This window comes from Vibrio sp. 10N.261.51.C6 (genome assembly GCF_041471785.1).
Lineage (GTDB): Bacteria > Pseudomonadota > Gammaproteobacteria > Enterobacterales > Vibrionaceae > Vibrio > Vibrio crassostreae_C.
Genome location: NZ_JBFRPB010000008.1, coordinates 13,772 through 36,000, shown reverse-complemented (window position 1 = coordinate 36,000; position 22,229 = coordinate 13,772). Strand labels below are relative to the sequence as shown.

The window sequence follows — 22,229 nt, the reverse complement described above, 5'->3', positions numbered from 1 at the left end:
TTTTCATGGGCCTTAAAAAGTTTCTTGAAGACATCGAGCATCATTTTGAGCCAGGTGGTAAACACGAGAAGTGGTTTGCGCTTTACGAAGCAGCAGCGACAGTGTTCTACACGCCAGGTCTTATTACAAAGAAAAGCTCGCACGTTCGTGATAGCGTTGATTTAAAACGTATCATGATCATGGTTTGGTTCGCGGTATTCCCAGCAATGTTCTGGGGTATGTACAACGCGGGTGGCCAAGCTATCGCAGCACTTAACCATATGTATGCAGGTGCTGAACTAGCATCTGTTATCAGTGGTAACTGGCACTACTGGCTAACCGAAATGCTTGGAGCCTCCTTAGGAGCCGATGCAGGTGTTGGCAGCAAGATGCTACTTGGTGCGACTTACTTCCTACCTATCTACGCAACGGTATTCATCGTTGGTGGTTTCTGGGAAGTTCTGTTCTGTATGGTGCGTAAGCACGAAGTAAACGAAGGTTTCTTTGTTACTTCTATCTTATTCGCGCTTATCGTTCCGCCAACACTTCCTCTATGGCAAGCAGCACTAGGTATTACCTTCGGTGTTGTAGTCGCTAAAGAGATCTTCGGTGGTACGGGTCGTAACTTCCTGAACCCTGCACTTGCAGGCCGTGCGTTCCTATTCTTTGCATACCCTGCACAGATTTCAGGTGACGTAGTTTGGACTGCTGCAGATGGTTTCTCTGGTGCAACTGCTCTTAGCCAATGGGCTCAAGGCGGCGGTAGCGCACTAATGAACGTAACATCTGGTGAAGCAATCACTTGGATGGACGCATTCATTGGTAACATCCCAGGTTCTATCGGTGAAGTATCGACTCTAGCACTTATGATCGGTGCTGCGATGATCGTTTACATGCGTATCGCTTCATGGCGAATCATTGCTGGTGTAATGATCGGTATGATTGCTGTGTCTACGCTGTTTAACGTGATCGGTTCTGATACTAACGCAATGTTCAGCATGCCTTGGCACTGGCACCTAGTTCTAGGTGGCTTCGCATTCGGTATGTTCTTCATGGCGACTGACCCAGTATCAGCTTCATTTACCAACAAAGGTAAGTGGTGGTACGGCATCCTAATCGGCGCAATGTGTGTAATGATTCGTGTAGTTAACCCTGCATACCCAGAAGGCATGATGCTTGCGATTCTATTCGCAAACCTATTTGCTCCTCTGTTTGACCACGTTGTAATCGAGAAGAACATTAAGCGGAGACTAGCGCGCTATGGCAAGTAATAACGATAGCATTAAAAAGACGCTGTTTGTTGTTATCGCATTGAGCCTAGTGTGCTCAATCATCGTTTCAACAGCTGCAGTTGTTCTTAAACCTAAGCAACAAGCTAACGCAGTTCTGGATCAGCAAACTAAGATCCTTGAAGTTGCGGGCATTGAACTTGCGGGTAATATCCCTGAACTGTACGCAGAGAACATTGAACCTCGTCTAGTTGATTTCGCTACTGGCGATTTCGTTGACGGCGATGCTGCTGCATACGACCAACGTAAAGCGGCAAAAGATCCAGCTCAGTCAATCAAGCTTTCAGCTGAAGATGACATCGCTAAGATCCTTCGTCGTGCTAACACGGGTACTGTATACCTTGTGAAAGATGGCGCTGAAACTTCTAAAGTTATCATCCCTGTTCACGGTAACGGTCTATGGTCAATGATGTACGCATTCGTTGCGGTAGAAACTGATGGCAACACAGTTTCTGGTATCACTTACTACGAGCAAGGTGAAACTCCTGGACTTGGTGGTGAAGTTGAGAACCCATCTTGGCGCGCTCAATTCGTTGGTAAGAAATTATTCGACGAAAACCACAAACCTGCTATTCAGGTTGTTAAAGGTGGCGCTCCTCAAGGTTCTGAGCACGGTGTAGATGGCCTTTCTGGTGCAACACTGACTAGCGTTGGTGTTCAACATACATTTGACTTCTGGTTAGGTGATATGGGCTTTGGTCCGTTCCTAGCAAAAGTTCGTGACGGAGGTCTGAACTAATGTCTAGTGCAAAAGAAATTAAAAAGAGCATCTTAGCGCCGGTGTTGGACAACAACCCAATCGCGCTACAGGTTCTTGGTGTGTGTTCTGCTCTTGCGGTAACCACTAAGCTAGAAACAGCATTTGTTATGACTATCGCGGTAATGTTCGTTACTGCTCTGTCTAACTTCTTCGTTTCTTTGATCCGTAACCACATTCCTAACAGTGTGCGTATCATCGTTCAGATGGCAATTATCGCATCACTAGTAATCGTGGTAGACCAAGTGCTTAAAGCATACCTATACGATATCTCTAAGCAGCTATCTGTATTCGTTGGCCTAATCATTACTAACTGTATTGTAATGGGTCGTGCTGAAGCATTCGCAATGAAGTCTGCGCCAATCCCGTCTTTAATCGATGGTCTTGGTAACGGTCTTGGTTACGGTTTCGTTCTTATCACTGTTGGTTTCTTCCGTGAGCTTCTAGGCTCTGGCAAACTATTTGGTATGGAAGTACTACCTCTAGTGAGCAACGGTGGTTGGTATCAGCCAAACGGCTTGATGCTTCTAGCACCTTCTGCATTCTTCCTAATTGGTTTCTTGATTTGGGCAATTCGTGTGTTCAAACCAGAACAAGTAGAAGCGAAGGGGTAAGGTAGTCATGGAACATTATATTAGTCTGCTAGTTAAATCGATTTTCATCGAAAACATGGCGCTTTCTTTCTTCCTAGGTATGTGTACATTCCTAGCGGTATCTAAGAAAGTTAAAACTTCTTTTGGTCTTGGTGTTGCGGTAGTTGTAGTACTTACAATCGCTGTTCCTGTAAACAACCTTGTTTACACACACATTCTAAAAGAAAACGCGCTTGTTGAAGGTGTCGATTTAAGTTTCCTTAACTTCATCGCATTCATCGGTGTTATCGCGGCACTTGTACAAATCCTAGAGATGGTTCTAGACCGTTTCTTCCCACCTTTGTACAACGCACTAGGTATCTTCCTTCCACTGATCACAGTTAACTGTGCAATCTTTGGTGGTGTATCTTTCATGGTAACTCGTGACTACAACTTTGCTGAATCTGTTGTTTACGGCTTCGGTTCTGGTGTGGGTTGGATGTTAGCTATCGTTGCTCTTGCGGGTATCCGTGAGAAGATGAAGTACTCTGACGTACCTCCAGGTCTACGTGGCCTTGGTATCACGTTCATTACTGTTGGTCTGATGGCGTTAGGCTTTATGTCTTTCTCTGGTGTTCAACTGTAGGGTAAGCACCCAGTAATAAGGAATAACAAATGCAAAGCATTATTCTTGGCGTAGCGATGTTTACCATTATTGTATTGGCTCTAGTACTAGTGATTCTTTTCGCTAAGTCTAAGCTGGTACCATCAGGTGACATCACTATTTCAGTAAACGGCGACCCTGAAAAGGCGATCGTTACTCAACCTGGTAGCAAGCTACTTGGTGCCCTAGCTGGCGCTGGTATCTTCGTATCTTCTGCTTGTGGTGGCGGTGGCTCTTGTGGTCAGTGTCGTGTAAAAGTTAAGTCTGGCGGTGGCGACATCCTACCAACTGAACTTGATCACATCACAAAAGGCGAAGCTCGCGAAGGCGAACGTCTTGCATGTCAAGTTGCTATGAAAACTGACATGGAGATTGAACTAGACGAAGATATCTTTGGTGTTAAAAAGTGGGAATGTACTGTTATCTCGAATAACAACGAAGCTACTTTCATCAAAGAACTTGCTCTAGCGATCCCTGAAGGTGAAGAAGTTCCGTTCCGCGCGGGTGGTTACATTCAGATTGAAGCTGAACCACATCACGTGAAATACGCAGATTACGATATTCCTGAGGAATACCGTGGTGACTGGGATAAGTTCAACTTGTTCCGTTATGAGTCTATCGTTAAAGAGCATTCGATCCGTGCTTACTCTATGGCTTCATACCCAGAAGAGAAAGGCATCATCAAGCTTAACGTGCGTATCGCAACTCCGCCGCCAAACAACCCTGACGTAGCTCCTGGTGTTATGTCTTCATACATCTGGTCTCTTAAAGAAGGCGACAAATGTACTATTTCTGGTCCATTTGGTGAGTTCTTTGCTAAAGACACAGACAATGAAATGGTATTCATCGGTGGTGGTGCAGGTATGGCGCCTATGCGTTCTCATATCTTCGACCAACTTAAGCGTCTTAAGTCTACTCGTAAGATGTCTTACTGGTATGGCGCGCGTTCTAAGCGTGAGATGTTCTACATTGAAGATTTCGATGGCCTAGCGGCTGCAAACGAAAACTTCGTGTGGCACTGTGCACTGTCTGATCCTCAACCAGAGGACAACTGGGACGGTTACACTGGTTTCATCCACAACGTACTGTACGAAAACTACCTGAAGGATCACGAAGCTCCTGAAGATTGTGAGTACTACATGTGTGGTCCACCGATGATGAACGCTGCTGTTATCGGCATGCTGAAAGATCTTGGTGTAGAAGATGAAAACATCCTACTAGATGACTTCGGTGGTTAATCCACTTAAGTGATTGATATTATGGCTGACTCCTACGAGTCAGCCATTTGTTTTTCTAAGACAGCTTTTGACAACATACTGGCTTATATAAGAAAGAGTAAGGCATTCAAAATACCTATTTTTTACTCTTATTTTTCCTTATATGAATCCTCAACATTAGACAGGAGTAAGCAAGTGAGAATTTGGCTTGTTGCATTAACTTCTTTGATTTTTCTTGCGGGCTGTGAGCAGTCAAGAGAGCAAGTGCATTTGAGTGGCCCAACGATGGGCACGAGTTACAATATTAAATACATCAATGGTGATGAATTTCCTGAGTCTAATGAAGTTCATACAGAGATCGATCGTCTACTTGAAGAAGTAAACGACCAGATGTCGACTTACCGTGAAGATTCCGAATTAAGCCGTTTCAACCAGCATAAAGGTGCGGATGCGTTCGAAGTATCTGAGCAAACAGCGACGGTTGTGAAAGAAGCGATTCGTTTGAATGGTCTTACTGAAGGAGCTCTGGATGTAACGGTTGGTCCGTTAGTTAACTTATGGGGTTTTGGTCCTGAAGCTCGTCCTGAAGTTGTGCCATCAGATGAAGAGCTGGCGGCTCGCAAGGCTAAGATTGGTATCCATCATCTTAGTGTTGAAGGCAACATGTTGAAGAAAGACCTACCTAACCTGTATGTCGATCTATCCACGATTGCAAAAGGTTGGGGTGTTGACGTCGTCGCTGACTACCTTGATTCTATCGGTATTCACAACTACATGGTCGAAGTCGGTGGCGAAATTCGTCTGAAAGGTTTAAACCGTGAGAACGTGGGCTGGCGTATCGCGATTGAGAAACCAAGCGTTGATGAGCGTAATATCCAAGAGATCATCGAGCCGGGTGATATGGCTATCGCAACCTCTGGTGATTACCGTAACTATTTTGAACGTGATGGTGTTCGTTACTCACACATCATCAACCCTGAAACAGGAAAGCCTCTTCACCATAAAGTGGTTTCTGTGACTGTTTTAAACCCGTCTTCAATGACTGCAGACGGCTTATCTACGGGCCTTATGGTCTTAGGTGAGGAAAAAGGAATGGAAGTCGCAAACCAACATAACATCCCAGTGTTCATGGTGGTAAAAACAGCAGATGGCTTTAAAGAAATTGCTTCTGAAGCATTTAAGCCATACTTAGGTAAATAAGGTAAGCGAGATAATTATGAATACATTTCTGATTACATTTGGTGTTTTTCTTGCAGTAATCGCAGCGATGTCAATTGGCTACATTATCCAAAAGAAAGTTGTGAAAGGTAGCTGTGGCGGTTTGGGTGCTGTTGGTATTGATAAAGTATGTAACTGCCCTGAACCTTGTGACGCGCGTAAGAAGCGTGAAGCACGTGAAGCTTACCGTGAAGAGAAGCTGGCTGAGCGTCAACAAAAAGAAGCGGCTTGGAGTAAAGACCGTATCGCTTAATTGGTGACAGTCATAGGGGATAGAGTTATCTATGCCCTCAAATTGAAAAGCTCAAGATTATCGTCTTGAGCTTTTTTAGTTTTGAGGTCTAGCAATTAATCTTGGTATACCAAAAATGGAAACAGAGGCGAATGACTATTGTTCGATTTGCATGCTGTTACGCGCAAACACTAGTTGGTTTCTACCTTGCTCTTTTGCCGTATAAAGAAGCTCATCAGCGGCTTTGATCTGCTCATCTAGCTTCGCGTCTAAATCGGTTACGCCGATACTGATACTGACCTTGATTCTTTGAGAGTCATGCTCAACAACATGGCTTTCAATGGCTTCTCTCATGGACTCTAAGTTGTCAACAAAGCTCTCAAACGAACCACACGACTGAATACAAAATTCTTCGCCACCGAAGCGTACAGCAACATCATCTTTAAAATGGTCTTTGATGATCTTGCCGACTTCCACGAGGACTGCATCACCACCATCGTGACCGTAGGTGTCGTTCACTTTCTTGAAGAAGTCGATATCCATCATGGCTATACTGCGCTGATCACAACCTTTACATATTTGATTGAACAGGTAACGACGGTTCCATAAGCCAGTAAGAGCATCCTCGTTGGCATGTCGAAATAGCTCGTTGGCCGCTTCTTTCATATCAAGCAGTTGATGGATACGGCAAAAAAATTCTTCTTGGTTAAAAGGCTTGTAAAGGAAGTCGTTAGCCCCCGCTTTAAGGAATCGAGCTGTCATGGTGCGATCATCGCTGCCTGATAACCCTAGAATAGCCAACTGGTTTCTGTCGTGATCGCGTCGTATCTCACGGATCATCGCTATACCGTCTTTCTTCGGCATATCATGGTCTGTAACAACGAACGTAATATCGGGATCGTTATGAAGGAGCTCTAATGCTTTTTCGCCATCTTCGGCTTGGATAGTTTGGATATATTGGTGTTCTAGAAGTTGAGCTATGTAACGGCGAACGACCGCTGAATCATCGACAACCAATGCTTTGTGATGGCGATTATTCGAAATTCTTTGAACCAGGGGAAGTAGGTAGCTTACTGATGACATACTGTCTTTAAGTATGTAATCGATAACGCCTTTGGCTAGGACTTGCTCTCGCAGTTGATTGTCGAACATCCCGGTCAGGACAATGATTTTCTGTTGATAGCCTAAGACGAGATCAATGATCTCGCCGTCTTGGCCGTCAGGTAAACAGTAGTCGAGGACTGCACACAAGAAATCCGTTTCTTGTTCCAAGATGTTTTTTGCTTCTGCAATCGATTCAGCAACTGCTACCTCATAACCGCTATTTTTCAGCTGTTGGTACAGGTAGTTGCGAAATGCTCGGCTATCTTCCACTACTAGTATTTTTTCACTCACAAGCGATCCCTACTTATAGACTAAATACTCGTAACAATAGTATCAGAAGAGCTCATGGCTATTGAAGAGAAACCTCTTTAGCTGGACTCGAGATCGTTTTAAATCTGATAATAATTGGATTATACTGTTTATAGATACAGTTGTAAGGTCGAGTGATTCCTAGATGTGTAGTGCGGGTGAAGAGAAAGTAAGAAAAATAATTCATGTTGATATGGATTGTTTTTACGCTGCTGTAGAAATGCGTGATAACCCTGCTTACCGAAATCGCCCGTTAGCTGTTGGTGGGCATGAAAAGCAACGTGGTGTTTTGAGTACCTGTAATTACGAAGCCCGCAAGTTTGGTGTTCGCTCTGCAATGCCGACCGGAAAAGCCCTGCAGCTTTGTCCTAATCTATTGGTTGTGCCGGGAAGAATGTCGGTCTATGTCGAGATATCTAAAAAGATCCGCGAAATCTTCTCTCGATACACATCAATCATTGAACCTCTTTCTTTGGATGAAGCTTTCCTTGATGTCACCGATTCTAAGCGGTGTCATGGTTCAGCAACACTTATTGCCGAGTCTATTCGCCGTGATATCTGGAACGAACTGAACCTGACAGCTTCTGCAGGAATTGCACCGATTAAATTCTTGGCGAAAGTGGCCTCGGATCTGAATAAGCCCAATGGTCAGTTTGTTATCCCTCCACAAGACGTGCAATCAGTGATCGATGAGCTACCACTTGAAAAGATTCCCGGTGTTGGCAAGGTGAGCATTGAAAAGCTGCATCAAGCAGGTTTCTTTACTTGTAAGGATATTAAAGAGTCTGACTATCGAGACCTCCTACTCAAGTTTGGCCGTCAAGGTGCATCACTCTGGAAGCGCAGTCATGGCATTGATGATCGAGAAGTTATCATCGAGCGCGAGCGAAAATCGGTAGGCGTAGAGCGCACCTTCACTCAAAATATTTCAACTTACGCTGAATGTTGGCAGGTAATCGAAGACAAGCTATTTCCTGAACTCGAGACTCGCTTAGAAAAGGCTAGTCCAAGCAAAGCGATCATCAAGCAGGGCATTAAGCTCAAGTTCGCCGATTTTCAACAAACCACGATTGAGCACATCCACGCCTCTCTCGATCGTGAACACTTCAAAGAGCTGCTTAGTGAAATACTGAAAAGGCAGCAAGGACGAGAGATACGCCTGCTTGGCCTAAGTGTGATGCTACAACCTAAAGATCAGATGCGTCAGCTGAGCTTCTTTTAAAGATAATGAGTGAGATGAATACCGACTAAGCCTCAAAGCCTAGTCGGTTTTTTTATAGGTAAGAGTTACCTAGGAAGCTGCTTCACTCGCGCTAAGGTATCACTGAATGGTTGTTGCTCTAACTTTCCGTAGCCGACCATTTTGCTGGCTTTAAGCTTGGTTGAAAGTGGGGTGGCGATTCCACATAAGAAGCGAGTAATTGCCTCGTCGGTAATCAGTTGTTGGCTAGCCGAAATAAACTCATGTATCCATGTCATCACCGTCTCATCATCGATAGGTTCAACATCAACGGTTGGTAAGATTGCCACTTCTCCTCGACATACAGAGCAGTGACCGCAGTTTGTTGGTGCTTTATCATCGGCAAAATAACTCGCAAGGCGTGAGCTTAGGCAAGTATCCGCCTCAAAGAAATTCAGCATTTGGTTAAGGCGGTTTATCTCGCTGTTTTCTTTTGCTTTAAACAACTCAGTTAGACGCTCTGACAGTTGCATCATATCTTCGGAAGTATTGTGGATCGCGTAGACATCGGTGATCTGCTTGCTTTCTAGTTCAATCCAACCTTGTTCATTGAAGTAGTCGATAGCCGCAATCACACGCTGACGATCGGCTTGGAAGTGTGTCCAAAGCGCATCGAAGTCGACTTGGCACCACACTCTTGCTTGAGGAGAGCATTGGAAAATCGCTTCGACAAATTGACGACGTTCACTTTGAAATTGCTCTGTGATCTGCTGTTTCGGACGAATGAACTTAAATTTGTAGTCTGCGAAGTAGCTGTACTTGGGCTCAATCACACCTTCAATTTCGAGATACACCAGTAGTGTTTTTAGCGGTAACTGACGAATGTTGGATTCACGTGATAGTTGATTAAGCATGATCTCCCATTGATTCGAGCCAGAAGCGCCAATGTTTTGATTTTCGTAGATCTCTTTTAATACCGCTTGGATCGATATGTTGTCTGGCGTATCACCAAAAACGAAGTTCTCGAGTGTGCTTAAACCGTGTTTGTTAGCCAGTAAAATACATTCAGACGCTTGCCCATCTCGACCAGCTCTGCCGATCTCTTGTGAGTAGTTTTCGATCGATTTTGGTAAGTCAAAGTGAATCACTCGGCGAATGTTGGACTTATCCACGCCCATACCAAACGCGATAGTTGCGACGATACAGCTCACGTCATCATTCATGAATTGGTGTTGAATAGCATCTCTATTTTCAGGCTTAAGACCCGCATGGTAAGCCACTGCATTAACGCCAGCATTGCGAAGCTGCTGAGCCACCATCTCTGCCGTTTGTTGAAGGGTGACATAAACAATAGTCGGAGCGAGAGAAGCTTGGTTAACCACATTGCACAAGGTTTCTAGCTTACTGGTTTGTTCACAAGGTTGAATCGACAGATCGAGATTTTGACGATAGAAACCCGTAACCACAACGCGCTCCTCATCAATTTCAAACTTTGACTTCATATCTTGGATAACCGCTGTAGTCGCAGTGGCTGTCAGTAGTAGAACCTGAGGAATATTGAGCTGTTTTTGATATTGAGGAAGCTTCAGGTAGTCGGGTCTGAAGTTGTGTCCCCATTCTGAAATACAGTGCGCTTCATCGACCACAAGCAGTGAGATCGACACTTGGGAGATAAACTGACGAAAGCGTTCGTTCTTCAAGCGCTCGACGGAGATCATGAGGATCTTGGTGTCACCGTTACGCACTGACTGCATAACCTGTTGTGTGGTTTGTCGGTCTTGGCTTGATTCGATTGCCGCTGCGCTAATGCCTTTACTGTGCAGGAAAGCGAGTTGGTCTTTCATCAAGGCTAACAGTGGCGATATCACCAAGGTTAAGTGCGGTAACTCTAATGCTGGTAATTGATAGCACAGCGATTTACCTGAGCCTGTCGGGAATATCGCGGCAGTCGAGTGACCAGATAGAACGTTATCAATGACTTGCTTTTGCCCATTGCGCAGTGAGTCGAATCCGAATACTTGTTTTAGCTTCTGCTCAATCATTTATGTTCTACCTGAGTTATTAAGTGTCGTATTGATGCTAAAGCGGGCGCCTATTCATGATAGCGTCGCTTGATGAATCAAATGTCTTGCACCTGATTGTACCTAATTCTATTCTGTAGCTCCTATAGAAAAGCACCCCAATAGTATGAATAAGTCTGAGCTTCGCCAAATAATCATAGAGCAACTTGAATCCCGATTACGTATCGCACAATCTGCTACTCAACGCGCTATTGATGCTGCGACAGATGAAGAGACAGTGCCTGAACATAAGTACGATACATTGGCATTAGAAGCTTCGTATCTCGCCCATGGTCAAGCGGTGAGGGTACAAGAGTGTGAAGACGATATTCAGTGTTATCGTAACTTAGTGTTGCGTGATAGTGAGAAGGTTACGGTGAGCAGTTACGTTGTGGTCATTGACGAGCATGATCAATATAAACACTTTTTTATGGGGCCGAGAGTCGGCGGACTTTCTGTCACGTGGAATGAGAATGAGATTGCCATCGTGACGGCAAATGCACCTTTTGGCCAGGCTCTAATGGGTAAAGAAGTTGGTGATGAGATTGAGTTTAAGGTCGCAGATAAACAGTTTTGCTACGAAGTTATCTCTATCGACTAACTAACTGACTAATAGATATAAAACGTTTCTCTGACAAAGGAGCATATACCAAGGGTATAGTAATCTGTCAGATTGATGAGAGGATGTTATGAAAAGCTATGTATTTATGAAAAACAGTGTATTAATTGCATCGTTAACTGCGGCGATGGCAGTTGTGAGCCTGCCTACGTTTGCTGCTCAGTGTCGAGTTGATTTGAAGAATGAACTACGAATTGATGACCAAAAAGTCGAAATCCATCAAGTGAATGGTGATACGGCCGTTTTTGATGATAACAACGACCTCTATATTCATGGTGAGAAGGTTGAGCTTGATGCTGACCAACAAGCGGCGATTGAAAAATATCGCGAAAACATGAGTGAGTACTTACCTCGAGCGAAACAAATGGCCAACGATAGCTTAGCGTTAGCCAATGACGTGATTGATGATATCGCGGCTAGCCTGGATTCACCTGAGTCATTTGATAATGTAAAAGAATCAATGAAAACCTACTTTGCAGAACTGGAAGCGCGTTATTACAAAGATGGCGAATTAGTGTTGCCTGCAGAAAGCTTTGATTCGATGGCCAATGGCTGGTCTGAAGATCTCGAGAAGGCGAAAGAAATCTTTAACCAAGAATTTATCTCTAGCGCTTTTAATGCGATGTCAGAAAAAATGAAACAAGACGGTGGCCTAAACCTGACTGAACTGGCTGACAGTATGGCTGAATTAAAGCTGAAAGTTGAAGAGCGAATGAAAGAACACTCTCAACAAGTACAGGAGGAAGCAAATGAGTTCTGTGATTCACTTGATGAGATGGCAGAACAAGAGCAAGAACTGCATGAAATCATTCCGAACTTAAAAGATTACCAAGTCTTCACAATTTAATTCGAGTCTAGTGATGAATAGTAAGAGCACCGGTCGGTGCTCTTTTTGTTTGTATAAATGGAACCACACGGCGAGTATTTATCTCAATTCAATCCATTTCCTTCTTAAGCCTACTGCTTCGCTTTGTTGCTTATAATTGAACGATAAGACTGGTTTTTTGTTAATTTTGTTGTTCTAAATAGCGCATTGATTGTAAAAATCAGAGAATTGTTCATTTATTGGTTGTGCCTATCATTGCTTTTTATTACTGTACTTCTCAACTAGTTCACTGATTTTTAATGCGGGCGATATGGACCAACAATCTTCCTCTTCAAGAGAGCACTTTAGCTCTCGTTTAGGTTTTATTTTAGCAGCGGCTGGTGCAGCGGTTGGCTTGGGTAATATTTGGGGTTTCCCGACTCAAGTTGCTAGCAACGGTGGTGGCGCTTTCCTTTTAGTCTATTTGATCATGATCTTCGTGGTTGCTTTCCCTATGTTGGTGGTTGAGATGGCTATAGGCCGTCACGGCCAAGCAAACCCAGTTGATAGCATGCGATCTTTGACGACAAACCCTTTGGGTAAGAAAGTCGGTGAGTTTGTCGGTTGGGTTGGACTGAGTGTACCAAGCGCAGTGTTGGCGTTTTACAGTATTGTTGGTGGCTGGTTGATCTGTTTCCTAATTGGTGCGGTCGCGGATCTTATCGGCCTAGAAGCGATTGCTGATTGGTTTAAGGGCTTCAGTGTTGAGCGCAACGTATTTGGTACCGTCGCGTTCTATGTACTGACTATCTTGATTGTGCAGGGCGGTGTTAAGCAAGGCATCGAGAAATGGTCGACTCGTTTGATGCCTGCGCTGTTTGTTTTATTTGGCTTATTGTTTGTTTACATCATGACGCAATCTGGCGCGATGGAAGGCCTAAAACATTACCTTATTCCAGACTTTGAGAAAGTGTGGGATAGAAAACTGATTCTGGCGGCAATGGGACAGGGGTTCTTCTCACTCACTATTGGCGGTTGCTCGATGTTGGTTTATGGCTCTTACTTAAGCAAGAAAGAGAACCTACCAAAAATGGCGATGAACGTAACTCTGGTGGATACTGCTGTCGCTTTTATTGCTGGATTAGTGGTGATGCCAGCAATGTTTGTTGCGATGCAAAAAGGCGTTCAAATCTACGCTGAAGACGGCTCACTATTAAGCTCTGACACTCTAGTATTCACGGTTTTGCCGTTGATGTTTGATAGTTTAGGTGTGCTTGGGCAGATCTTTGCGATTGTGTTCTTTTTACTACTAACGATTGCTGCACTGACTTCTTCGATTTCGATGCTTGAAGGCCCGGTTGCGCTAGTGAGTGAGCGTTTCAATACTAGACGAACGCCAACAAGCTGGGTGATTGGTGGTGCTATCGCGCTGTTTAGTGTGGTGATTGTTTACAACTTTGCTGCGATGTTTGGCATGGTAGCGATGATTGCAACTCAGTATCTTCAACCAGTCGCTGCACTGATGTTCTGTGTGTTTGGTGGTTGGGTATGGAGCCGAGCTTCAAAAGTGAAAGAGCTTGAACAAGGCAGTCCTGATTTTCAACTTGGTTGGTTTGGTAAGGTTTGGCCAATGTATGTGAAGTTTGTGTGCCCAATTTTGGTAGCAACGGTTATCTGGGCATCTTTCGGTTAATGCAGAACCCTATCTGGGCTTTTTGAAATTACCTCCTCTGAACTTGAAATATTAAGCACAAAGCCACCCATAAAGAGTGGCTTTGTTGTTTTTATATAAAGCTTAGTGGCACGAAATATAAAGCTATAGCGGCACGAACAAGATAGAAAAAAGGCGCTGAACATAATATTCAGCGCCTTTGCATTGTTCGTTAAGCAATCGTGATTACTTAATTTCCATACCTTGAGCTTGCAAGTCCGCATGATAAGAAGAACGTACAAACGGGCCACACGCTGCGTGAGTAAAGCCTAGCTCTAGAGCAATCTCTTTCAGCTCATCGAACTCAGAAGGCGGCACGTAGCGTTCTACTGGTAAGTGGTGACGGCTTGGTGCTAGGTATTGACCTAGTGTCAGCATAGTCACACCATGTTCGCGAAGGTCTTTCAGTACTTGAACGATCTCTTCTTTTGTCTCGCCAAGACCCATCATCACACCTGATTTTGTTGGGATATCAGGGTGCTGCTCTTTGAATTTCTTCAGTAGATCAAGAGACCACTTGTAGTTCGCACCTGGACGCGCTTTACGGTATAGACGTGGCGCTGTCTCTAGGTTGTGGTTGAAAACATCTGGCGGGTTGTCTTTCATTAGGTCAAGCGCAACGTCCATACGACCGCGGAAGTCTGGAACCAGTGTTTCGATACGAATATTTGGGTTGAGTTCGCGAATCTCACGGTTACAGTCAGCAAAGTGCTGAGCACCGCCGTCACGCAAGTCATCACGGTCAACTGAAGTGATTACAACGTACTTCAGTTTCATGTCTTGAATTGTTTTAGCCAGTTTCTTCGGCTCTTCAGCTTCAGGAGCAACAGGACGACCATGGGCAACATCACAGAACGGGCAGCGACGAGTACAGATAGCGCCAAGAATCATAAACGTTGCCGTACCGTGGTTGAAACACTCGGCTAGGTTAGGGCAAGACGCTTCTTCACAAACTGAGTGCAGGTTGTTTTTACGCATTGCTGATTTGATTTCTTGAATACGATGGCTGTCTGAAGGAAGTTTAATCTTCATCCATTCAGGCTTACGTAGAACTTCTTTCTGTTCAGCAGGCATATTCTTTACGGGAATTAATGCCATTTTGTCAGCGTCACGATATTTAACGCCTTTTTCCATTTGGATTGGTTTGCTCATGATTTTATGCTTCTGCTGTAATGTTACTGGTGGCTTGAATGTCTACTTGGTCATAGCCGAGTAGCTCTACGAGCTCTTGTATTAACTGTTGCTCAACGTTTTCTAGTTCACTTGGTCCGCCGAGTTGGCTTACCTGCGCCATTTCCATACCTTGGTAACCACATGGGTTAATACGTAGGAATGGAGACAGGTCCATATCGACGTTGAGTGCTAACCCGTGGAACGAGCAGCCACGTCGAATACGTAATCCAAGTGAACAGATTTTCTTGCCATCGACATAAACACCAGGAGCGTCAGGTCGGGCAGCTGAATCTATATTGTAAGCTTTCAGAGTATTGATTACGAGGTTCTCGATATGAGTAACCAAATCACGTACTCCGAATTTCTTGCGGCGGATGTTAATCAGAAAGTAAGCCACTAATTGGCCTGGGCCGTGGTAAGTCACTTGGCCACCGCGATCGCTTTGTATTACAGGGATATCACCGGCATTTAATACATGCTCAGCTTTGCCTGCTTGTCCTTGAGTGAAGACAGGGTTGTGTTCAACCAACCAAACTTGGTCTAGGTCTTCTTCCGTGCGTTCGTCTGTGAACTTATGCATGGCTTTCCATACAGGTTCGTAATCCTGACGGCCTAATTTTTTTACGATTAGCTTATTTTGCAAAGCTGCACTCCCTCAAGGATTAATAAAGTGAACGCATTATAAACGCGAAACATGATTCTAACTACAGACGGACTGCAAGGTTTTTCAACTTTCTTTGTATTTATTGAAAATTAAGTTGAATGAATTTGAGCTAGATAGGGCGCTTTAAACAAAAACAGCGGCAATAAGCCGCTGTTTTTCATGTGTAATCGGAGATTACAGAACCATACGAACGATTTCGATCTCGCCCAGTTCTTTATAAAGAGTTTCTACTTGCTCAATTGAAGTCGCAGTAATATTGATAGAAACAGAGTGGTAGTTACCTTTCGCACTTGGTTTTAGCGTTGGGCTGTAGTCACCAGGAGCATGACGCTGGATCACTTCTAGTACTAGCTCAGTCAGTTCTGGCTTAGCGTGGCCCATTACTTTGTAAGTGAATGAACAAGGGAACTCTAAGAGGTCTTTTAGTTTTGCATCAGAATTGATGTTCATGATTAGCTCCAAAAGGCTAGACTCTCGCAAATTGGCGAAATGTCGATAAAAAGCGTGTTCGGTCAACAGACACGAGTAATAATGCGGAATATTACGTGTAAATATCGCCGAACTCAAGATCAACAAAAGCCGCACATGGCGGCTTTTGGTTCGCTAATGAGTAAATCATGAACTTACTCATTAGGTTAACTATACAACAAGCTTAGGTTTTACCTAGAACAAACCTTTGGCTAGTTTAGAATAAACCCTTGAACAGAAGAACTAGGTAGTCCCATAGACGGCTGAATAGGCTGCCTTGGTCTACATCTTCAAGTGCTAGTAGTGGGTATTCAGCAACGTCTTCACCGTCTACTTGGTAGAATAGTTTACCAACCACATCGCCTTTGCTGATTGGCGCTTCTAGTTCTTTCTCAAGAACGAAGCTTGCCTTCAGGTTCTTAGCTTGACCACGAGGTAGCGTTACGAAAGTATCTTCGTCGACACCCAGTGCAACTGTGTCCTTGCTACCCATCCAGATCTTCTCTTCTACGAAGGTTTCACCGGCTGTGTGTGGTGCCACTGTTTCAAAGAAGCGGAAGCCGTAGCTAAGCAGTTTTTTGCTTTCTGTTTTACGAGCATTCGCATTCTTGGTGCCCATAACTACAGCCACTAGGCGCATTTTGCCTTCTGTCGCTGAGCTTACTAGGCTGTAACCTGCATTGCTTGTGTGGCCCGTTTTGATGCCATCAACGTTCATGCTCTTATCCCATAACAGACCGTTACGGTTGTATTGGGTGATGCCGTTGTATGTGAATTTCTTCTCTGAGTAGATACGGTACTCGTCTGGTACGTCGCGAATCAGCGCCTGACCAAGTAGCGCCATATCGTAAGGCGTTGAGTATAGGTTCGGGTTGTCTAGACCGTGCACGTTAGCAAAGTGCGTGTCTTTCATGCCGATAGAGCTTGCCCAAGCGTTCATTAGGTCAACGAATGCATCTTCAGAGCCAGCGATGTGTTCAGCCATAGCAACACATGCATCGTTACCTGATTGAATGATGATACCGCGGTTTAATTCTTCAACTTTAACCGTAGTGCCCACTTCAACGAACATCTTAGATGAATCTGGGAAGTTTTTAGCCCAAGCATTTTCACTGATTACAACATCGTCGTTTAGGTTGATGTTGCCACGGTCGAGCTCTTGGCCGATCACGTAGCTCGTCATCATCTTGGTTAAACTTGCTGGAGAAAGCTGAGTATTCATCTCTTTCTCTGCTAGTACTTTGCCTGAATGGTAATCCATCAGAACAAAACCTTTAGCGGCGATTTGAGGAGCATCAGGAACAACAATAGGAGCGGCGAATGACGATGTAGCTATCGTTGCAGAAAGAGCAACAGAAGTAGCAAAAATCGATTTAACAAGTTTATTAGATTTAATCATTTTGAATGCAATTATTTGGTGAACTATTCATATATTAACAGAATCACTCTGTCACACCAGAGCGCTGATTACCAGAAGTAACTGTTAGATTAATTAGCGAGTTAGGGTGTGTTTTTTTATATAAGCTGACGGGTAACCCATTAGCTTAACTTGTTCTAATTTCTCTTGAGTCAGAGCATAGTCATGAAATGGCCCAATCATCAGACGGTAGTTGTCATCATTTGGCTGCAAGAACGTTGCTACTTCTAGCTTTTCGGCTAGATCTTTCGCTAACTTCTCTGTTCTATCTTCATGTGGAGATGTTGCGACTTGAATAATAAATTGCGGTAAAGCAGCCTTTTTATTTGCGTCGGTTGGCATAGCCACAGTAATGACTTCAATCTCAACATTTGCCGTGCCGGTTCTCAACACATCGAGCTTGTAAGCTGCCGCATAACTAAGGTCAATGATTCGGCCTTCATGGAATGGGCCGCGGTCATTGATACGAACAATCGTCGTTTTGTTATTGTCGGTATTCGTCACTTTTACATAGCTTGGAATTGGCAATGTTTTGTGCGCCGCAGACATCGAATACATGTCATAGATCTCGCCGTTAGACGTTAAGTGACCATGAAATTTCTTACCGTACCAAGAGGCTTTGCCTTTCTCAGTAAACCCTTCGGTCTTCTTTACGATCTTGTAGTCTTCGCCACGTAAAGTGTAATCCGTGTTACCACCTAAACTATAAGGTTCATACTGAGGGTGAGCATCCTCGAGATGCTCTACTGAGATAGGTGCGTCTGGTGCAATATCTGAATCAATATCGTAGCGGCCTGTTGGCTGCTTTGAAGAACAACCATTGATTAAAATCGCTAGCCCTAAGATAGAGGCTATTTTTTTGATTGGCAGCTCATCAACCAAGGATGCTTTTTTTGGAAACGTTGTAATAGACATCGATTAGGTCGCCTTTGAGAATGCTTTTCTGTGTGTATGGATCGACATTAAAATACCAAAACCAGCCATAAGGGTAACCATTGAAGTACCACCATAACTGACTAAAGGAAGAGGAACACCAACCACAGGTAGAATGCCACTTACCATGCCAATGTTTACAAAAATATAAACGAAGAAGCTCAGTACAATACTGCCGCCCATCATTCGACCGAATGCGGTTTGAGCTTGGCTCGCAAGCACTAAGCCACGTCCAATAATAAACAGGTAGATCGCAAGCAAGAACAAGATACCGATCATGCCCCATTCTTCGGCGATGACCGCAAAAATGAAGTCAGTATGACGCTCTGGGATGAACTCTAGTTGAGATTGAGTGCCTTGCAACCAACCTTTTCCTGATATACCACCCGAACCTATCGCAATCTTACTTTGAATGATGTGGTAACCCGCACCTAATGGATCTGATTCAGGATCAAAGAGGGTTCTTACACGTACCTTTTGATATTCACGCATCAAGAAGAACCATAAGATTGGAATAAATGCCCCTAACGCGATTGCGGCGCTAGCAATGATTTTCCAACTGATACCTGCCAGGAATATCACGAAGATACCTGATGCGGCGATAAGGATAGATGTACCTAGGTCAGGCTGCTTTGCGATTAGAATCGTCGGTACAAACACCATCACTAGCGAGATCGCTAATGTTTGGAATGTTGGTGGAAGTGAGCGCTTACCGATAAATCGCGCCAGCATCAAAGGCACCGCGAGCTTTAATAGCTCTGACGGTTGGAATCGAACAAAGCCGAAGTTTAACCAACGCTGGGCGCCTTTAGAGGCTTCACCAAAGAACAACACGCCCAATAGCAAGATGACACCACCTACAAATAGCAGTGGTGCCAAGGTTTCATAAGTGCGAGGTGAGATTTGCGCTAGGAAGATCATCACACCTAAAGACAGAGCCATGCGCATCGCCTGGCGATCCATCATCGCAAGGCTTTGTCCGCTTGCGCTGTACATGATCAGTAGGGCAAAGCCCATTAAAACCAGAATGCCGAGCAATAGCGGCAGGTCGATATGCAGCCTTTCGAATAGGGCTCTATTTCGTCCAGTTGAAGGATCAAGTTTCATTATTTAATTGGCTCACTTTGATAATCTTCTGCAAGGATAATATGGTCTAAAATCCTTCTTACTACTGGGCCGCCGTTAGAAGAACCGCCACCTGCGTTCTCTAGAACGATAGTCACGACGGCTTCAGGATCTTCAAAAGGCGCGTAACCCGTAAAGAGGGCGTGATCGCGTAAGTGCTCTGCGATTTCATCCGCGTTGTACTCTTCATCTTCTTTTAAGCCGAATACCTGCGCGGTACCCGATTTACCAGCGGTTTGGTAAGACATTTTCTGGAATGAACGTCTTGCCGTGCCTTTTTTACCGTGGTTAGCCAGCCTCATACCTTCCTGAGCGATATCCCAATACTTCTTCTTAACCCCGGTTAGCGGTGGGTAAGTTTCAATGTCCGACATGATTTGTTCATCGAATGGACGACCGTTATCAATGGTTGAACGAAGTAGGTGAGGTGCGGTTACTTCACCTTCATTGACCAAAACTGATGTGGCTTTTGCAATCTGCATGGGTGTTGCAGTCCAGTAGCCCTGTCCAATACCAACTGGAATAGTATCACCTTGATACCAAGGCACACGGTGTCTGGCCATCTTCCAATCACGAGTTGGCATATTGGCTTTGCTTTCTTCGTAGATATCGATGCCAGTATAATCACCAAAGCCGAACATCATCATCCATTTGGATATGCGATCAATGCCGAGATCATAAGCAATTTGGTAAAAGAAGGTATCCACCGACTCTTCAATCGCTTTTTCTATATCCACGACACCGTGTCCCCAACGCAACCAGTCACGGAATGGTCTCGTTTTTGAGTTTGGTATCTTCCAATAGCCTGGGTCATTGCGCGTAGTGTTTGGTGTAATAACACCTTCTTGCAGAGCAGCAACAGCAATGAAGGGTTTGATCGTCGATGCTGGTGGGTAAATCCCTAGCGTGGCACGGTTAACCAAAGGGCGGTTTTTGTCTTGAAGTAGCGCGTTATAGCCTTTAGACGAGATACCATGCACGAATGCGTTTGGGTCGTAGCTTGGGCTCGATACCATGGCTAACACGCCATTGTCTTTCGGATCGAGAACGATAGCTGAACCACGGCGGCCATCAAGTAACTTATGTACGTATAGCTGTAGCTTGATATCTAAGTTAAGTACGATATCTTTGCCTGGAACCGAAGGGACAAATTTGAGGGTACGAATCACTCGTCCACGACTGTTAACTTCGACTTCTTGGTAGCCAGCTGTACCGTGCAACATATCTTCGTAATAACGCTCAATACCCAACTTACCGATATCACGTGTAGCTTGGTAATTGGCGTCTTTTTCTTCTCGCATCAAGCGCTGCATATCACGGTCATTGATGCGCGATACATAGCCTATTACGTGAGTGAGCACATCACCGTAAGGGTAGAAACGCTTCAAAGTTCCCGTAACTTCAACACCTGGGAATTTGTGTTGGTTTACAGAGAAGACGGCAACTTGTTCTTCAGACAGTTGATTAAGAATAGGTACTGATTTAAAGCGTCGTGAATTACGACGATCACGATTAAAGCGCTCGATACGCTCTGGCGGGATCTCAATTAATGCTTGCAGACGAGCAAGCGTGTCATCCATATCTTTAATTTTTTCGGGTATGATTTCTAGATTGAAAACAGGACGGTTTTCGGCAAGAAGTATACCGTTGCGATCGTAAATCAAACCACGGTTAGGGGCGATCGGAACGACCTTGATACGGTTGTCGTTAGAACGAGTTTTATAGTCTTGGTATTGATTGACCTGAATGTTGTACAGGTTAACAACCAACATCGACATCATGACAATGATCCCCGCAAACGCAACAAAAGCACGGCTAGTAAATAGTCGTGCTTCTGCTTTGTAATCGCGGATTTGGCTACGTTTACGTAACATTAACGCTTATTCTCGATGATAAGGGTGGTTAGCAGTGATGCTCCAAGCTCGATACAAGCTTTCAGCCATGATAACGCGTACTAATGGGTGAGGGAGAGTAAGCGCAGACAGAGACCAACTTTGGTCTGCGGCCGCTTTACATGCAGGTGCTAATCCTTCAGGCCCGCCAATTAGGATAGATACGTCACGTCCATCCAGCTTCCAACTTTCTAATTGCTCAGCAAGTTGAGGTGTATCCCACTTTCTACCTGGGATATCGAGCGTGACAATACGGTTGCCTTTTGGAACTGCAGCCAGCATCGCTTCACCTTCTTTTTGAAGAATGCGTGCAATATCTGCATTTTTACCGCGCTTTCCTGCAGTAATTTCAATGAGCTCTAATGGCATATCGTGAGGGAAGCGGCGTTTGTATTCTTGAAACCCTTCTTCAACCCACTTTGGCATTTTTGTGCCAACTGCGATTAACTGGATCTTCAAAGCTTAGCCCCAAAGTTTTTCTAGTTGGTACAGCTCACGATGCTCTTCTTGCATAACGTGAAGCATGCTTGTGCCCATATCTAGAACAACCCATTCACCTTCTTGCTGGCCGTCCATACCTAGAGGTTGCATACCCGCTTTACGCACTTCATCAGCAACATGCTGTGCAATAGAGGCAACATGGCGTTTAGAGGTGCCAGTACAAACAATCATGTAATCAGTAACGCTTGATTTGCCTTCTACATCGATAGTTACAATCGATTCTGCTTTCATGTCGTCGGCTTTGTCTGCAAGAAAATCTTTTAGTTCTTCACGTAACACTGGGTGTTCCTTTAATCTGAATTTAGCTTTGTTTAGGGCTTGTTGACCCTAGAATATAACA

At 44.4% G+C, this 22,229-nt stretch carries 22 protein-coding genes; 11 read left to right on the top strand and 11 right to left on the bottom strand.

Going from position 1 to position 22,229, the window contains the following annotated elements; translation table 11 throughout:
- The first annotated feature begins 5 nt into the window (after positions 1-5).
- The 7 genes from AB4375_RS01695 (at position 6) to nqrM (ending at position 5,949) form a co-directional block, all read left to right on the top strand.
- A complete protein-coding gene (locus AB4375_RS01695; protein WP_017067139.1) occupies positions 6-1,250 on the top strand; it encodes an NADH:ubiquinone reductase (Na(+)-transporting) subunit B in 1,245 nt (414 codons plus the stop codon).
- Positions 1,240-2,007 (top strand): Na(+)-translocating NADH-quinone reductase subunit C, encoded by a 768-nt coding sequence (locus tag AB4375_RS01690; protein WP_017059911.1) that lies wholly within the window; start codon positions 1,240-1,242, stop codon positions 2,005-2,007. The genes AB4375_RS01695 and AB4375_RS01690 overlap by 11 nt, the downstream gene beginning before the upstream one ends.
- Positions 2,007-2,639, top strand: a complete 633-nt coding sequence (locus AB4375_RS01685) for an NADH:ubiquinone reductase (Na(+)-transporting) subunit D (RefSeq protein WP_008223083.1) — start codon at positions 2,007-2,009, stop codon at positions 2,637-2,639. Before AB4375_RS01690 ends, AB4375_RS01685 begins: the two co-directional genes overlap by 1 nt.
- 7 nt (positions 2,640-2,646) lie before the next feature.
- Positions 2,647-3,243 (top strand): NADH:ubiquinone reductase (Na(+)-transporting) subunit E, encoded by a 597-nt coding sequence (gene nqrE / locus AB4375_RS01680; RefSeq protein WP_009848375.1) that lies wholly within the window; start codon positions 2,647-2,649, stop codon positions 3,241-3,243.
- A 29-nt stretch (positions 3,244-3,272) separates the two neighbouring features.
- Positions 3,273-4,499 (top strand): NADH:ubiquinone reductase (Na(+)-transporting) subunit F, encoded by a 1,227-nt coding sequence (gene nqrF / locus AB4375_RS01675; protein WP_008223085.1) that lies wholly within the window; start codon positions 3,273-3,275, stop codon positions 4,497-4,499.
- Positions 4,500-4,673: 174 nt separating this feature from the next.
- Positions 4,674-5,678 carry an FAD:protein FMN transferase gene (locus AB4375_RS01670; protein ID WP_017059913.1) on the top strand — a complete coding sequence of 335 codons (1,005 nt, stop codon included), beginning with the start codon at positions 4,674-4,676 and terminating at the stop codon, positions 5,676-5,678.
- Positions 5,679-5,694: 16 nt separating this feature from the next.
- Positions 5,695-5,949 carry a (Na+)-NQR maturation NqrM gene (nqrM, locus tag AB4375_RS01665; protein ID WP_009848378.1) on the top strand — a complete coding sequence of 85 codons (255 nt, stop codon included), beginning with the start codon at positions 5,695-5,697 and terminating at the stop codon, positions 5,947-5,949.
- A 135-nt stretch (positions 5,950-6,084) separates the two neighbouring features.
- On the opposite strand, the gene AB4375_RS01660 is transcribed toward nqrM, so the two are convergent.
- On the bottom strand, positions 6,085-7,323 hold the full coding sequence (locus tag AB4375_RS01660) for a response regulator (RefSeq protein WP_372050903.1): 1,239 nt from the start codon (positions 7,321-7,323) through the stop codon (positions 6,085-6,087).
- A 163-nt stretch (positions 7,324-7,486) separates the two neighbouring features.
- Here AB4375_RS01660 and dinB point away from each other — a divergent pair, with 163 nt between their 5' ends.
- The gene (gene dinB, locus AB4375_RS01655) at positions 7,487-8,563 is read left to right on the top strand and encodes a DNA polymerase IV (RefSeq protein WP_017071277.1); all 1,077 of its coding nucleotides are present in this window, start codon (positions 7,487-7,489) and stop codon (positions 8,561-8,563) included.
- A gap of 65 nt (positions 8,564-8,628) precedes the next feature.
- Here dinB and AB4375_RS01650 read toward each other — a convergent pair whose 3' ends face one another.
- Positions 8,629-10,563, bottom strand: coding sequence for an ATP-dependent DNA helicase RecQ (locus AB4375_RS01650; protein ID WP_017059916.1), 1,935 nt, complete (start codon positions 10,561-10,563; stop codon positions 8,629-8,631).
- 145 nt (positions 10,564-10,708) lie between these two features.
- Between AB4375_RS01650 and AB4375_RS01645 the strand changes: the two genes are divergently transcribed.
- The 3 genes from AB4375_RS01645 to AB4375_RS01635 all read left to right on the top strand — a co-directional run bounded on the left by AB4375_RS01645 (position 10,709) and on the right by AB4375_RS01635 (position 13,698).
- Positions 10,709-11,182, top strand: coding sequence for a GreA/GreB family elongation factor (locus tag AB4375_RS01645; protein ID WP_017059917.1), 474 nt, complete (start codon positions 10,709-10,711; stop codon positions 11,180-11,182).
- Positions 11,183-11,270: 88 nt separating this feature from the next.
- The gene (locus tag AB4375_RS01640; RefSeq protein ID WP_372050902.1) at positions 11,271-12,047 is read left to right on the top strand and encodes a YggN family protein; all 777 of its coding nucleotides are present in this window, start codon (positions 11,271-11,273) and stop codon (positions 12,045-12,047) included.
- A 289-nt stretch (positions 12,048-12,336) separates the two neighbouring features.
- The gene (locus AB4375_RS01635) at positions 12,337-13,698 is read left to right on the top strand and encodes a sodium-dependent transporter (RefSeq protein WP_017059919.1); all 1,362 of its coding nucleotides are present in this window, start codon (positions 12,337-12,339) and stop codon (positions 13,696-13,698) included.
- A gap of 204 nt (positions 13,699-13,902) precedes the next feature.
- On the opposite strand, the gene lipA is transcribed toward AB4375_RS01635, so the two are convergent.
- The 9 genes from lipA to rsfS all read right to left on the bottom strand — a co-directional run bounded on the left by lipA (position 13,903) and on the right by rsfS (position 22,168).
- The gene (gene lipA, locus AB4375_RS01630; protein ID WP_017064177.1) at positions 13,903-14,868 is read right to left on the bottom strand and encodes a lipoyl synthase; all 966 of its coding nucleotides are present in this window, start codon (positions 14,866-14,868) and stop codon (positions 13,903-13,905) included.
- A gap of 4 nt (positions 14,869-14,872) precedes the next feature.
- On the bottom strand, positions 14,873-15,532 hold the full coding sequence (lipB, locus tag AB4375_RS01625) for a lipoyl(octanoyl) transferase LipB (RefSeq protein ID WP_017068510.1): 660 nt from the start codon (positions 15,530-15,532) through the stop codon (positions 14,873-14,875).
- Between the two features lie 195 nt (positions 15,533-15,727).
- Positions 15,728-16,006, bottom strand: coding sequence for a DUF493 family protein YbeD (gene ybeD, locus AB4375_RS01620; RefSeq protein WP_026084358.1), 279 nt, complete (start codon positions 16,004-16,006; stop codon positions 15,728-15,730).
- Between the two features lie 232 nt (positions 16,007-16,238).
- Entirely contained in the window at positions 16,239-17,420 is a 1,182-nt protein-coding gene (locus AB4375_RS01615; protein ID WP_017068508.1) for a serine hydrolase, read from the bottom strand.
- Positions 17,421-17,513: 93 nt separating this feature from the next.
- Positions 17,514-18,353, bottom strand: a complete 840-nt coding sequence (locus tag AB4375_RS01610; RefSeq protein ID WP_136974115.1) for a septal ring lytic transglycosylase RlpA family protein — start codon at positions 18,351-18,353, stop codon at positions 17,514-17,516.
- A gap of 3 nt (positions 18,354-18,356) precedes the next feature.
- Positions 18,357-19,478: a rod shape-determining protein RodA gene (gene rodA / locus AB4375_RS01605; protein ID WP_017062334.1), complete on the bottom strand. Its 1,122-nt coding sequence runs from the start codon at positions 19,476-19,478 to the stop codon at positions 18,357-18,359.
- Positions 19,478-21,370 (bottom strand): penicillin-binding protein 2, encoded by a 1,893-nt coding sequence (gene mrdA, locus AB4375_RS01600; protein ID WP_017068507.1) that lies wholly within the window; start codon positions 21,368-21,370, stop codon positions 19,478-19,480. The genes rodA and mrdA overlap by 1 nt, the downstream gene beginning before the upstream one ends.
- A gap of 6 nt (positions 21,371-21,376) precedes the next feature.
- On the bottom strand, positions 21,377-21,847 hold the full coding sequence (rlmH, locus tag AB4375_RS01595; protein WP_017068506.1) for a 23S rRNA (pseudouridine(1915)-N(3))-methyltransferase RlmH: 471 nt from the start codon (positions 21,845-21,847) through the stop codon (positions 21,377-21,379).
- Positions 21,848-21,850: 3 nt separating this feature from the next.
- A complete protein-coding gene (gene rsfS / locus AB4375_RS01590; RefSeq protein ID WP_004735247.1) occupies positions 21,851-22,168 on the bottom strand; it encodes a ribosome silencing factor in 318 nt (105 codons plus the stop codon).
- Between the last annotated feature and the right edge of the window lie 61 nt (positions 22,169-22,229).

What these genes read in the sequence shown, in the direction of transcription:
- dinB (WP_017071277.1), top strand. Translation starts at nt 7,487, where the DNA reads ATGTGTAGTGCGGGTGAAGAGAAAGTAAGAAAAATAATTCATGTTGAT.
- AB4375_RS01650 (WP_017059916.1), bottom strand. Translation starts at nt 10,563, where the DNA reads ATGATTGAGCAGAAGCTAAAACAAGTATTCGGATTCGACTCACTGCGC.
- AB4375_RS01640 (WP_372050902.1), top strand. Translation starts at nt 11,271, where the DNA reads ATGAAAAGCTATGTATTTATGAAAAACAGTGTATTAATTGCATCGTTA.
- AB4375_RS01695 (WP_017067139.1), top strand. Translation starts at nt 6, where the DNA reads ATGGGCCTTAAAAAGTTTCTTGAAGACATCGAGCATCATTTTGAGCCA.
- rodA (WP_017062334.1), bottom strand. Translation starts at nt 19,478, where the DNA reads ATGAAACTTGATCCTTCAACTGGACGAAATAGAGCCCTATTCGAAAGG.
- AB4375_RS01645 (WP_017059917.1), top strand. Translation starts at nt 10,709, where the DNA reads ATGAATAAGTCTGAGCTTCGCCAAATAATCATAGAGCAACTTGAATCC.
- AB4375_RS01690 (WP_017059911.1), top strand. Translation starts at nt 1,240, where the DNA reads ATGGCAAGTAATAACGATAGCATTAAAAAGACGCTGTTTGTTGTTATC.
- AB4375_RS01635 (WP_017059919.1), top strand. Translation starts at nt 12,337, where the DNA reads ATGGACCAACAATCTTCCTCTTCAAGAGAGCACTTTAGCTCTCGTTTA.
- nqrM (WP_009848378.1), top strand. Translation starts at nt 5,695, where the DNA reads ATGAATACATTTCTGATTACATTTGGTGTTTTTCTTGCAGTAATCGCA.
- nqrE (WP_009848375.1), top strand. Translation starts at nt 2,647, where the DNA reads ATGGAACATTATATTAGTCTGCTAGTTAAATCGATTTTCATCGAAAAC.
- AB4375_RS01610 (WP_136974115.1), bottom strand. Translation starts at nt 18,353, where the DNA reads ATGTCTATTACAACGTTTCCAAAAAAAGCATCCTTGGTTGATGAGCTG.
- mrdA (WP_017068507.1), bottom strand. Translation starts at nt 21,370, where the DNA reads ATGTTACGTAAACGTAGCCAAATCCGCGATTACAAAGCAGAAGCACGA.
- nqrF (WP_008223085.1), top strand. Translation starts at nt 3,273, where the DNA reads ATGCAAAGCATTATTCTTGGCGTAGCGATGTTTACCATTATTGTATTG.
- AB4375_RS01685 (WP_008223083.1), top strand. Translation starts at nt 2,007, where the DNA reads ATGTCTAGTGCAAAAGAAATTAAAAAGAGCATCTTAGCGCCGGTGTTG.
- lipA (WP_017064177.1), bottom strand. Translation starts at nt 14,868, where the DNA reads ATGAGCAAACCAATCCAAATGGAAAAAGGCGTTAAATATCGTGACGCT.
- AB4375_RS01615 (WP_017068508.1), bottom strand. Translation starts at nt 17,420, where the DNA reads ATGATTAAATCTAATAAACTTGTTAAATCGATTTTTGCTACTTCTGTT.